This window comes from Acidimicrobiales bacterium, from assembly GCA_036378675.1.
Taxonomy (GTDB): Bacteria; Actinomycetota; Acidimicrobiia; order Acidimicrobiales; family Palsa-688; genus DASUWA01.
The window spans coordinates 24,447-36,328 of the sequence record DASUWA010000035.1; the positions used below are offsets into that span (position 1 = coordinate 24,447).

An 11,882-nucleotide genomic window follows, 5' to 3' on the forward strand; every position below is an offset into this window, starting at 1 on the left:
GATCAAGTCCGTTCGAGGACCTCGCCCAGCGCTTCCACCCGTGCACCGCTGAGCGCCCAGGCCTCCACCACATAACCCCCGCCTGGGATGAGACCCGCCACCAGGATGCTGAAGGTGGTGAACAGATTCCACCTCATTCTCGAGCGGACCAGAAGGACGAGCAGCAGATACGCCGTGAACACGCAGCCGTGGGTGAAACCCACGACCATGAGGGCCGCCGCCCGCGCGCCGTGGAACCTGTAGCCGGTGAGCGAAACGACCCACGCGATACAGAGCGCCACGAAGAAGGTTGCTTCCCAGAAGGCGACCTTGCGCAGAAGGCGGATCATCCTCACCAGGGGCACAGGCTAATCCCCTGGATCGAAGCTGAGGTAGTCGTCTCCGCGCTGGCCGGTTCCATCATTGCCCGAGTCCCGGGCGGCTAAGAGGGTACGGTCGAAGCGTGCGGATCGCCGCGATGGACCTCGGGAGCAACTCGTTCCACCTGCTTGTCGCGGACGCACACCCGGACGGGACCTTCGAACCGCTCGCCCGCGACAAGGAGATGCTCCGGTTGGGCAGCGTGGTCGCCAGAAACGGAGAGGTCGGCGAGGAAGCCGGAGCCGCGGCAGTGGAGACGATCGCCCGCTTCAAGGCGCTGGCCGTCTCGCTCGGGGCCGACGAAATCGTGGCCTGCGCCACGTCGGCGCTTCGCGAGGCGGGCGACTCGTTGGCGGTGGTGGACCGCATCGAGGAAGAGACCGGCGTAAAAGTGAAGGTGATCAGCGGCAAGGACGAAGCCCGTTTGGTCTTCGATGCTGTGCGCACGAGCGTAGTGATTGATCCGGGACCCGCGCTCGCCATGGATCTGGGCGGCGGCAGCCTCGAATTGATGATCGGGGATTCGAGCGGGTTGTCGTGGTCGGCGAGCCTCAAGCTGGGTGTTGCGCGGTTGACTGCCGGGCTGGTCCGAGGAGACCCTCCAACCAGTTCCGACCGCAGGCGGGTGGCCGACGCGGTGACCAGCCGGATCCATCATCCTCTCCTGCCGTCGATCGCGGATGCCGGAGCCCGCGTGGCGGTTGGAAGCAGCGGAACTCTGCGGACGCTGATTGCTCTTTGCGCATACAGGCAGGGGGGCTCGCTTCCTTCGTCGGTCAACCAGCTGAAGGTGTCGCTCGACGACCTCGAGTCGTTGTCGAAAGAATTGCTGTCGATGACTTCGGCGGAACGTGCCGAACTCCCCGGCGTTGAAGCGCGCCGAGCGGATCTTCTCCCCGCTGGTGTCCTCGTGGCTACGACAGTTATGAAGCTTGCCGGACTCGACACGATGATCGGTTGCGAATGGGCGCTTCGCGAGGGGATGGTTCTCGACTCCATCCAGCACCACAGCCGCGCCGACTGGGACCCGGACCCCAGAGCGATACGCCGTGAGTCGGTGAAGAGCCTGGCGCGGCGTTCAGGATTCAACGAAGTTCACGCCCGCAAGGTCGCGCGCATTGCCGGCGAGTTATTCGACGGCACCGTGGTCCTGCACGGACTTGGCGATCAGGAGAAGGAACTCCTCGAGCTCGCTGCACTCCTGCATGACATCGGGGAGCACGTGAGCATGGACGGGCACGAGCGTCACACTGCGTACCTGATCGAAAACGGGCGGCTCAGAGGATTCAGCCCCGACGAAGTCGCCATGCTCGCGTGCATGGGCCGTTTTCATAAGCGTGGAACGCCCAAAGCATCCTTCGAGCCGTATGCGCGCCTCTCCGCCGACCAGAAACAGACGATCAACAAGCTTGTCGCGCTCCTGCAAGTCGCGGACGGGCTCGACCGCAGTCACGGGGGGCCGGTCACGGACGTCTCCGTCAAGGCTCGACCGGGTGTCGTAGAGGTCACCGTGGACGCCGATGACGACATCGACCTGGAGATTTGGGGTCTCCGAAGGAAGCGGGAGCTGTTCGAGCGAGTGTTCGACTGCAAGCTCGAGGTTGCCGAGCGCTAGGTCCGCGGAGAGCTTCTGCCGCCGCGGGCAAGCTTCGCCGATGGCCTCTCTGGGTACGGTTGTTCCTACGTGTCCCCCTTGAGGCGCCTCGTCGCAGTCATAGGTGCTGCTTCCCTCGTGCTGGCCGGGTCTCTCAGCGCGCTGTCGGTCGTGGGAGTCGGCCTGCTTCACTATGCCGCCAGCGCGACCATCCCTCCGCTTGCGAAGCTGGATAGCACACCCCTCGGGGGATCGACTGTATACGCGGACGACGGAAAGACGGTCCTTGCGGTTCTCACCGCATCGCAAACCCGCAAACCCGTTCCGCTCAGCCAGGTCGCACCGATAATGGTCGCTGCCGCCCTCGACACCGAGGATCATCGCTTCTTCATCCACGGCGGATTCGACATCCCGTCGATCGCCCGCGCCCTGGCGGCGGACTCGTCGGGTGGAGCCGGGCTTCAGGGCGGGTCCACGATTGCGCAGCAGCTGGTCAAGCAGACCTATCTCACCTCTGAGAGAAAGCTCTCCAGGAAGATCAAGGAGGCAGTCCTTGCCGACCGGCTCGAGCGCAAGTACAGCAAGGAACAGATCCTGCAGGCTTACCTGAACACCATTTACCTCGGAAACGGGGCGTACGGGGTGGAGGCCGCAGCCAACACGTACTTCGGGGAGCACGCCAGCCAGCTCAACGTTCCCCAAGCCGCGATGCTCGCCGGCCTGATCCAGAACCCGAGTGGTTACGACCCTATCCTTCAGCCGGCACAGTCCCGCCAGAGGCGCGCTCAGGTCCTCGACAGGATGCGCCACTACGGGGATGTCACCGCAGCCCAAGAAGCGTCGGCGATCGCGTCGCCCCTGCCCACCTCGATTGTCGTCCCACCGGTTCACGCCGATGCGGTGAGCGACTACTACGTGAGCGAGGTGGTGACCGAGTTGCTCGGCACAAGCAGCCCTCTAGGCGGGACCTATGACCAGCGGTACCAGGCAGTCTTCGAGGGCGGGCTTCAGATCTTCACCAATCTCGACCCTCCGACACAGGTCGCTGCCGAGACGACAGTCGCCCACGACACACCAGCCAACAACCGGGGGTTTCAAGAAGGGATGGTCGCCATTGACCCGAGCACCGGAAAGGTGCGAGCCATGGTCGGCGGCCCGAACTTCAATCAGGACCACTTCGATGTCATCACCCAGGGCACCCGCCAGCCCGGGTCAGGGTTCAAGATCTTCACTCTTCTCGCCGCTCTCGAGAAGGGATACTCCATCTTCGACACTCTCGACGGCCAGTCGCCATGCGCAATCAACTTTCCGACGGACCACGACCTGGTGAACAACCCGGCTCACAACGACGAAGGCGACACCGGCGCCGGAGTTCTAACTTTGCAACAGGCGACTGCGTTCTCGGTCAACTGCGCGTTCATACGGCTGGCCCACGAGGTCGGGCTCGGGAACGTGATTGCTACGGCGCACAGCCTTGGCATCAGCTCGAACCTTCCGCCCTACCCATCGATTGTCATCGGAAGCGTCGCAGTGCATCCGATCGAAATGGCGGCTGCGTACGCGACCGTCGCCAACGGCGGCGTATACCACCGGCCAACCTTCATCGACCACATCGTGGATCGCTCGGGAGCCGACGTCTACAACGGAGCCGACGCCGGTCACAGGGTCCTTCCAGAACTGATCGCCCAGGAGGCGACAGTCGCCTTCCAATCGGTCATCCAGTTCGGGACCGGCACCGCGGCCTCGCTCGCTGACCGGCCCGCCGCCGGAAAGACCGGCACCACCGACAACGCCGTCGACGCGTGGTTCAACGGATTCACCCCCCAACTGGAGGCGACGATCTGGATGGGCAGCGCCCACGCGGAGGTCCCCATGAGCGACGTCGGAGGCATCGGCCAGGTCTACGGAGGCACATTCCCCGCGATCACCTGGCACGACTTCATGTCGGCCGCTCTGGCCGCCCAGCCGCTAGCGCAGTTTGTGCCGCCCGACTACGGGCAGCTACCGGCACCGCTTTACATAACCTCGCCATCGCTTGTGCAAGACGACGCCCTCGACCACAACGGCACATTCAACAACTACAACCCGGTCCCGCCCAGCTACGGTGGCAACTACGGAAACAACAACCCCTCGCCAAACGGCGGCGGAGACCAAGCCCAGGCTCCCACCACCGCCCCAACCGGTCACCACCACCACTGACTTCCTGGAACCATGAGCAGCGCCGACCTTCAAGCGCTGCTCGACCTCCAGGCTGCCGACACCCGTGTCGACCAGCTGGACCACCGGCGGCGGAACCTCCCCGAGCGATCAGCCCTCGCAGGCATCGAAACGAGCATTGCGGAGGCCGAAGCCCTGCTATCCGAGGCAGCCGGCAGACGCGACGAAGTTGCCGCCAAGCAAAACGAGTTCGAGGTCGAGCTGGAGTCGACCGAGACGCGAGCCGACTCGGTCAACCGCAGGCTGTACAGCGGCGAGGTCTCTGCATCTCGGGAGCTGCAGGCGATGGCCGCCGACGTCGACTCATTGAAGGAGCGCGCTTCGCAGCTCGAGGACTCGATCCTGGAGGTTCTCGAGGAACTCGAACCGCTGGATCGGCAGGTCGTCGAAATCCAGGCGAGACTTTCCACGCTTCAAGCGGAACGACAGGGAGCGGTAGGCGCCCTCTCTGCGGCCGAATCGGTCGTCGACTCCGAGCTGGACGCCGTGGCGGCCGAGCGCGAGCAGGTTGTTGCCCGGGTGCCGGACCAGCTACTTCGGGTGTACGACCAGCTGAGGGCCCGCCTGGGCGGTGTGGCCGTCGCCCGGCTGGCCGGGAACCGCTGCGACGGGTGCCATCTCACCCTTCCTGCCACGGAGCTGGACAGGATCCGGCACCTCCCACCCGGGGAGATGGTGACCTGCGACCAGTGCGGTCGCATACTGGTTCCGTAAACCCCGCGCCCTAGACGCCGGCATGGCGTAGACTTCTTAGCGACGCTAAGGAGTCTGCGCATTTCCCGAACCTTCTCGTCTCTGAGTGCCCGCAACTACAGGTACTACTTCGCGGGGCAGAGCGTCTCGCTTGTCGGCACTTGGATGCAGAGCGTCACCCAGTCCTGGATCGTGTACACCCGGACCCACTCGGGCTTCCAGGTGGGCCTGGTCATCGCGCTCCAGACTCTCCCGATACTTGTCCTCGGCCCGCTCGGCGGGACTGTGGCCGACCGGTTCGGCAAGTACCGCATTCTCTTCTTCACCCAGGGTCTGGCCGGGTTGCAGGCATTCGCGCTCGCAGGGCTCGAGTTGTCAGGGCATCTCCAACTTTGGGAGCTCTACGCCATCGCGGTGTCGCTCGGACTGATCAACACCGTGGATAATCCGACGCGGCAAACGTTCATCGTGGAGATGGTCGGGCGAGACCAGCTCGCCAACGCCGTGACGCTCAACTCGGTGATGGTCAACGCCGCCAGGGCCGTCGGGCCGGGGGTAGCGGGCGTGATGATCGCGACGGTGGGCAGCGGGTGGTGTTTCCTAGTGAACGGCGTGTCGTTCGGATTCGTGCTTATCGCGCTCGCGCTGATGAATCAGGACGATCTGTCTCCCGCGCCGAGAACCGCACAGATGCGGGGTCAGCTCATCGAGGGATTCCGCTACGTGGGCCGCACCCCGGTGGTGCGGAACGCGCTGATCATGATGGCGTTGATCGGTTGCCTCACCTACGAGTTTCAGACGTCGCTGCCGCTCATGGCGGGGGGCACCTTCCACGGGGATTCCAAGACGTTCGGGTACCTGACGTCGTGCATGGGCGCCGGCGCGGTCGTCGGAGGTCTCGTCGTGGCCGGGCGCCGCCGGCAGGGACCACGGTTCCTCGTCATAACCGCAGCGGTGTTCGGAGCGTTCGTCCTGCTCGCTGCACTGGCCACTTCTCTCCTCTTCGAGGAGCTGGCGCTACTTCTGGTCGGGGCGTGCTCGGTCACGTTCCTGGCGTTGGGCAACACGACCCTGCAACTCGAGTCGGAACCGTCGATGAGGGGCAGGGTGATGTCGCTCTGGTCGGTTGCTTTCCTGGGCTCGACACCCGTCGGCGGCCCGATCGTTGGTTTCGTGGGCGGAACCCTCGGTGCCCGCTACGCCTTGGGGCTCGGCGCGGCGGCCGCGTTCGCAGCAGCCGCGTACGGCTGGATGAACCTGGGGGACCGGAGAATTTCCGACACGGAGTCGGACGAGCAATTGGAAGAAGAACCTGTGGCGGACACCGCCACCGAGGTCACGGCGGTCGCGGCCGGCGCCGAGTAGCGTCGCCAAAATGCTTTACCTGGTTCGCCACGGGCGCACGGCCCAAAACGCCGGCAGGCGGCTGCTGGGCCGTCTGGATGTCCCTCTGGACGAACTCGGGTTCCGGCAGGCCCGGGCTCTGGGCGAGGTGCCGTTCTTGCGGAACGCCGCCAGGGTGGTAACCAGCCCTCTGGGACGAGCGCGCGACACCGCGGAGCTTCTGGGACCGCCGGTGAGCGTCGACGAGCGATGGATCGAGATCGACTACGGGGTGTTCGACGGGATGAGACTCGAGGAGGCTCCCGAGCTTTGGAAGCAATGGAGCCTTGACCTCTCGTACGTGCCAGACGGAGGCGAGTCGATCGCTGTGATGGCGGCCCGCGTTCGCAAGGCTTGCGATGAGCTTTGGGAGGAAGCGGCGTTGGAGGACGTCGTCGTGGTGAGCCACGTCTCGCCGATCAAAGCGGCGGTCGCCTGGGCGATCGCCGCCGGCGACGAGATCGCCTGGAGGACGTTCGTCGACGTCGCCTCGGTTTCGGTCATCGGTCCCGGTCGAACGGCCGGTGGCGTCCCGCTGCCGTCTCTTCGCAGCTTCAACGAGACCCATTTCCGGCCCTCGGCTTAGGGGGTAGCCGGTCCTCCCGGGAGCCGCCCAACCGCTATGGTGCTTCCGAAAACGTTGTTTCTTGCGGAGGTAACCGATGCGCGTGGTAGTCGACTACGACTTGTGCGAGAGCAATGCCTTGTGCATGGCGGCCGCACCCGAGGTGTTCGAGGTGCGAGACGACGATTACCTCTACCTTCTCCAGGAGAACCCGCCTGAGGAGCTGCGGGCGAAGGTCGAAGAGGCCGTACAACGGTGCCCCAAGCAGGCCCTGAAGATAGAGGACTAGAGAGCCAGCACGCGAAGGTAAAAGTCGAGTTCGGCCCTGGCCACGGCGACGACCGTCTCCGCCTTGCGGAATCCGTGCTGTTCGCCTTCGAACTCGAAGTATTCGGCCTGAACGCCGCGCTCCGTTAGCGCCTCGTACATCAATCTGGATTGCTCGGGCGGGACGACCTTGTCCTCCGAACCTTGGAAGAGGATCAACGGGCTTGCGATCTCGTCGACGTGGTACAGCGGCGAGCGTTTCTTGTACTCGTCAGCGTCCTCCGGCCAGGGCCCGACAAGCGAATCGAGGTAATGGGACTCGAACTTGTGGGTGTCCTTCGCGAGCAGCTCCAGGTCGGCCACTCCATAGAGGCTTGCCCCGGCGGCGAAAGCGTTCGTGAAGGCGAGGGCTGCCAGAACCGTGAAGCCGCCTGCACTGCCGCCTCGGATCACGGCACGCGTTCCGTCGACGAGGCCTTCGCGATGAAGCCAGTCGATCGCCGCCGCGCAGTCCTCGATGTCGGCGATTCCCCAACGGCCCTGCAGTAAATCGCGGTACGCCCTGCCGAATCCGGAGCTCCCCCGGTAGTTGATATCCGCCACCGCGAACCCGCGGCTGGTCCAGTACTGGACGCCCCGGTCGAACGCCGGAACCGCTTGACCGGTGGGGCCTCCGTGAATGAACACGACGACAGGAGGCGCGTCCTCCTCCGGGCCGACGAAGTCCGCGCTTGCCGGCGGGTAGAACAGCAGGTGGGCCGTGTCGCCGCCGCCGGTTGAGTAGTCGACCGGTTGAGGAACGGAGACGCCGGGCGGCTCGAGGAAAGGTTCCTGGCTCCGGCGCAGGACCCCAGCGACCGAGCCGGTCGTGTCGAGTCTTACGACCGCAGCCGCCTCCGTCGGCGAGGCAGCAATCGCGATGACGGACCGGCCCGCCGCAACCACCGATGAGTAGTAGGAAAAAGACGGCGAAAGTGGCTCCGCTCGTCCCTCCGCCACGACACCGAGGTGTTCCACCCCCTTCGATCCCCATGCGGCGACGAGTGGTCCGTCTTCAACGAACGTGTAGGTGGACGCGCCGAAAGTCCAGTCGGGTCGCCCGAATTCGGCCGGCACGGGGCAGAGTGCGGTTCCGTCCTCGTCGTACAGATTCCACCAGCCGGTCCGGTCGGACACGTAGTGAAGCACCCCCGCCGGTGACCATCTCGGCTGGGTTACCGACTCGTTCGGACCGCCGGCGAGGGGTGCTGGCGTGCCAACCTCAGTGTCGCCGCCGATCCCGGCTGTCCAAAGGACGGTCGACTCCCACGGCATATCGGGAAGGTCCCACGTGAGCCAAGCGAGCCGGGTTCCGTCGGGTGAAATGCGAGGCGCTGCGTAGAAGTCATGCCCGGCCGCCAGGACGCGCGGTTCTTGGCCGGCGCGCGGGTTCGAGGGGACCGCAACCAGGTCGTTGACCACCTCGCCGCCCGGAAGGTGCCGCTCTCGCACGCATACCACCGAGCCTCCGTCCGCGGTGAACACCGGATCCGCGTAGCGGTGCGACGCGGGTTCGGGTGGCTCGGGCGTTAGCGGCACCGGCGCGGACGAATTCTGTTTCAACCAGAGTCGTTGGTCGTTCCAGTTGGAGAACACGAGCCTGTCACCGTGGAGCGCATAGCAGCGCCCGCCGTATTCGTGCACGCGTGTTCGTGCGTTGAATCCTTCGGGGATCGCGTCCGTGACGTGTCCTTGGGGCGTCGCACGCACGATCACCTCTCGCCCGCCTTCGGCGGGGCGCGATTCGACCCAGTAGACGCTGTCGTCGTGAACCTGCAGCTGGCTGAGCCGCACCACGGCTTCTACGAGCCGCTCTGGTGTTACCGGCGATGCCCAGGTTCCATAGGGGGCGACCCTCTGTGTCACCCGAGCGATCTTACGGGTCTAGCGTCCCGGCTCCCGCGGCAGTCCGAGGATGCGCTCGCCGATGATGTTTCGTTGGACCTGTTCGGTGCCGCCCCCTAGGCGCGACGACCACTGACCGATGAACAACGAGTCGAGGTACGCAACGTGGGGGTCTTCACTGCTGACCATTCCGCCGGCGCCGCGAACCCTCATGATCAGATCGCCCATCTGGCCGAGTCGCAGAGACAGCCCGAGCTTGGCCACCGAGCTCTCCGGTCCCGGCTCGATTCCCTTGCTCATCGCGGTCATCTGCCGCCATCCGAGGTACTTGACGATCTCGAACCCGATGTACAGGTCGGCGAGCTCCTGCCTGACCGTTGGGTCAGCGGTAACCCGGCTCGAGCGGGCCAGCCGAACAAGCCGAGGAAAGCGATCACCACCAAGAAGGCTGATCAAGCTTCGCTCGCTGATGAGCGTGGTCATCGCAACGGCCCACCCCCCGTTGACAGGCCCGACCAGATTCTCCCTCGGGATGGCCACGTCGGTGAAGAAGACTTCGCAGAAATGCGCCGAGCCGGTCATCTGGCGAAGCGGTCTAACCTCCACCCCCGGCGTGCGCATGTCGAGCAGGAAGTAACTGATCCCGCGGTGGCGATCCGCCTGCTCCCCGGTGCGCGCAAGGAGTATCCCGTAGTCGCTGTAATGGGCGCTGGATGTCCAAACCTTTTGCCCGTTGACGATCCACCGTTCGCCGTCGAGCTCTGCTCTCGTTGACAAGCTGGCGAGGTCAGAGCCGGATCCGGGTTCACTGAACAGCTGGCACCAAACTTCATCCCCGCGGAGCATCGGTGGCAGGAAACGGTCCTTCTGCCACTCGCTGCCGTGAGCCATCAGCGCGGGCCCCGCCATCCCGATGCCCTGCGCGAAGACCCCCGCCGGCACGTCGAAGCACGCCTGTTCCTGCGCGAAGATCACCGCCTGGATCGGCGTGCCGCCCCTTCCCCCGTACTCCTTCGGCCAAGTGATCCCCGCCCAACCCCCGTCGTAGAGAGTCGCCTGCCACTTCTTTGACCGTCGGACGTGTTCGCGTTCCTCGGCGGAGAAGGCGTCGGTGAGCGTCGCCGGAGGAAGGCTTTCGGACGAACGCGGCTTTGCATGAGCGACGAGCCAGGCGTGTGACTCGCCGCGAAACGCCGCCTCTTCGGGGGTGTCGTCGAAATCCAACTAAGTCTGGGTCTAGCCGGCGGCTGCCCGAAGCAGCGCCTCGTTCGGGTTCTCCGGCAATTCCTCGAGAGGCGCCCCGAGCTCCTCGACGGTGGGACCGTGCTCGGCCGCGATGGGAGCCAGCGCGTCGAGATCGAAGTCGTAGAGCTTTGCCGCGTTGCCGGCCAGGAAGTCACGAAGGTCGGCTTCCGAGGTGTCGTGAAACAACTGCCGCAGGTGCTCCCGCGTGAACGGGAAGGTTCCTTCGTCGTGGGGGTAGTCGCTGCCCCACATGAAGTGATCTCCGCCGAGCTCCATCTTCGCCAGCACGTCGGATGGTGTCGGCTGGCTCACCCCGACCCAGCAGTTGCGCCGGAAGTACTCGGTCGCCGAGAGGGGCAGGATCATGTCGTCGCTGAATCGCAGCTCTCCCACCGCCTTATTGGTGCGGATCCGTGCGAGCAGGTCGTCGAGCCGGCGCAGAAGCGGCGGTATCCAGGCGCACCCGGTTTCGGTCATTACGAACTTGATCCGGGGGAACCGCTCGAATACGCCCCCGATGAGAAGTTGCTGGAACGGCCGCTGCGAGTAGAACGGGACTTCGGCGATCATCAGCACCGCCGAAGACGGCGTCTTGGCGTACTCGGGGGCTCCGGTGCCGCCGTGGCTGGAGACCGGTATCTCGAGATCCTGACATACTGCCCACAGCGGGTCGTAGTCCGGGTGGTGGAGAGGCTTGATCCACTTGACGTCGGGAGGGATGTTCGGCAGCAGGACGCCGCCTCGAAGACCGTGCTCTTTGATCCACTTGACGTCCTCGATGGCGTGGTCGATGTCGTTCAGGAAGATCTGCCCGATCCCAGCACGCCTGGTGGGGAATTCCGAGACGAAGTCTGCGAGCCACCGGTTGTGAGCCCGGATTCCCGCACGCCTGCGGGCGTAATCCTCGGGACCGGGGGGAGCGGCGAACAGGACGAAGCTCGGGAAGAACGGCGGGATGGTGTTCGGGAACAGAACCTCGGCGACGACACCGTCGCGCTCCTGGTCCGCCCAGCGGCGCTTGGTATCCCAGTTCCGGATCCTCAGATCGGTGTCCTTCAGATCCTTGTACGGGTTGCGGTACTTGCCTCTCCACGCGTCGAACTCGTCGCGGAAATCGGAGTCGAGATACTCGCGGTACTGGGCGTGGCTGCCGCCAGAGTGGGTGTCGGCTGAGATGATCGTGTAGCGATCGCTCATCGGTCTTTAGGCCTCCAGCGGTCGTCCCGGAAAGCTAGAAGCTTATTACAGTTTTCGACCCGAATGCCACCCCGTCACAACTTCGGGTCAAATCTGTGGAAAACCTCGGTGTTTTCTCAACGCCGACGGGTATCTTTCTAATTGCGGCACGTAGTCACAACAACTTGGCCGCCGCGAGCCCGGCCCCGGAGTCCCACCCGCCACCCCGGCCGGGCTCGTCGTGTACCTACGGAAGGATTCGGGGATCTCTTCACCTGTTCGCGGTGAGTAGCGGGAGAAGCTCGTCGCGCAGAAGCGTTCGCTGGATCTGGCCGGTCGCCACTGTGCGAGGGATCGCGCGGACCTCAAAGACGAGCCGGGGGTGTTTGTAGGAGGCGAGCGAGCTGCCGAGCCAGGCCCGCACGGCGGCGAGGTCAGGGGGGCTCGCCCCGGGTGAGGCGACGATCGCCGCTGCGATCACCTCGCCCCAAGTCGGGT

The 11,882-nt window shown here is 64.9% G+C and carries 11 protein-coding genes; 6 read left to right on the plus strand and 5 right to left on the minus strand.

Annotated elements, in window-relative coordinates:
• Positions 1 to 2 precede the first annotated feature (2 nt).
• A complete protein-coding gene (locus VFZ97_12865) occupies positions 3 to 329 on the minus strand; it encodes a DUF3817 domain-containing protein (protein HEX6394324.1) in 327 nt (108 codons plus the stop codon).
• Positions 330 to 442: 113 nt separating this feature from the next.
• Between VFZ97_12865 and VFZ97_12870 the strand changes: the two genes are divergently transcribed.
• The 6 genes from VFZ97_12870 to VFZ97_12895 all read left to right on the plus strand — a co-directional run bounded on the left by VFZ97_12870 (position 443) and on the right by VFZ97_12895 (position 7,101).
• Entirely contained in the window at positions 443 to 1,975 is a 1,533-nt protein-coding gene (locus VFZ97_12870) for a Ppx/GppA phosphatase family protein (GenBank protein HEX6394325.1), read from the plus strand.
• Between the two features lie 69 nt (positions 1,976 to 2,044).
• The gene (locus VFZ97_12875) at positions 2,045 to 4,153 is read left to right on the plus strand and encodes a transglycosylase domain-containing protein (GenBank protein ID HEX6394326.1); all 2,109 of its coding nucleotides are present in this window, start codon (positions 2,045 to 2,047) and stop codon (positions 4,151 to 4,153) included.
• 12 nt (positions 4,154 to 4,165) lie between these two features.
• Positions 4,166 to 4,885, plus strand: coding sequence for a C4-type zinc ribbon domain-containing protein (locus VFZ97_12880; protein HEX6394327.1), 720 nt, complete (start codon positions 4,166 to 4,168; stop codon positions 4,883 to 4,885).
• Positions 4,886 to 4,966: 81 nt separating this feature from the next.
• On the plus strand, positions 4,967 to 6,229 hold the full coding sequence (locus VFZ97_12885) for an MFS transporter (protein ID HEX6394328.1): 1,263 nt from the start codon (positions 4,967 to 4,969) through the stop codon (positions 6,227 to 6,229).
• Between the two features lie 10 nt (positions 6,230 to 6,239).
• A complete protein-coding gene (locus tag VFZ97_12890) occupies positions 6,240 to 6,833 on the plus strand; it encodes a histidine phosphatase family protein (GenBank protein ID HEX6394329.1) in 594 nt (197 codons plus the stop codon).
• A gap of 76 nt (positions 6,834 to 6,909) precedes the next feature.
• A complete protein-coding gene (locus VFZ97_12895; protein HEX6394330.1) occupies positions 6,910 to 7,101 on the plus strand; it encodes a ferredoxin in 192 nt (63 codons plus the stop codon).
• Here the strand turns inward: VFZ97_12895 and VFZ97_12900 are convergent.
• The 4 genes from VFZ97_12900 to VFZ97_12915 form a co-directional block, all read right to left on the minus strand.
• The gene (locus VFZ97_12900; protein HEX6394331.1) at positions 7,098 to 8,984 is read right to left on the minus strand and encodes a S9 family peptidase; all 1,887 of its coding nucleotides are present in this window, start codon (positions 8,982 to 8,984) and stop codon (positions 7,098 to 7,100) included. The genes VFZ97_12895 and VFZ97_12900 overlap by 4 nt on opposite strands.
• A gap of 18 nt (positions 8,985 to 9,002) precedes the next feature.
• Positions 9,003 to 10,187 carry an acyl-CoA dehydrogenase family protein gene (locus tag VFZ97_12905; GenBank protein HEX6394332.1) on the minus strand — a complete coding sequence of 395 codons (1,185 nt, stop codon included), beginning with the start codon at positions 10,185 to 10,187 and terminating at the stop codon, positions 9,003 to 9,005.
• A 12-nt stretch (positions 10,188 to 10,199) separates the two neighbouring features.
• Positions 10,200 to 11,405 (minus strand): amidohydrolase family protein, encoded by a 1,206-nt coding sequence (locus tag VFZ97_12910; GenBank protein HEX6394333.1) that lies wholly within the window; start codon positions 11,403 to 11,405, stop codon positions 10,200 to 10,202.
• Positions 11,406 to 11,655: 250 nt separating this feature from the next.
• On the minus strand, positions 11,656 to 11,882 hold a 227-nt coding region (locus VFZ97_12915; GenBank protein HEX6394334.1), incomplete at its 5' end, for a hypothetical protein.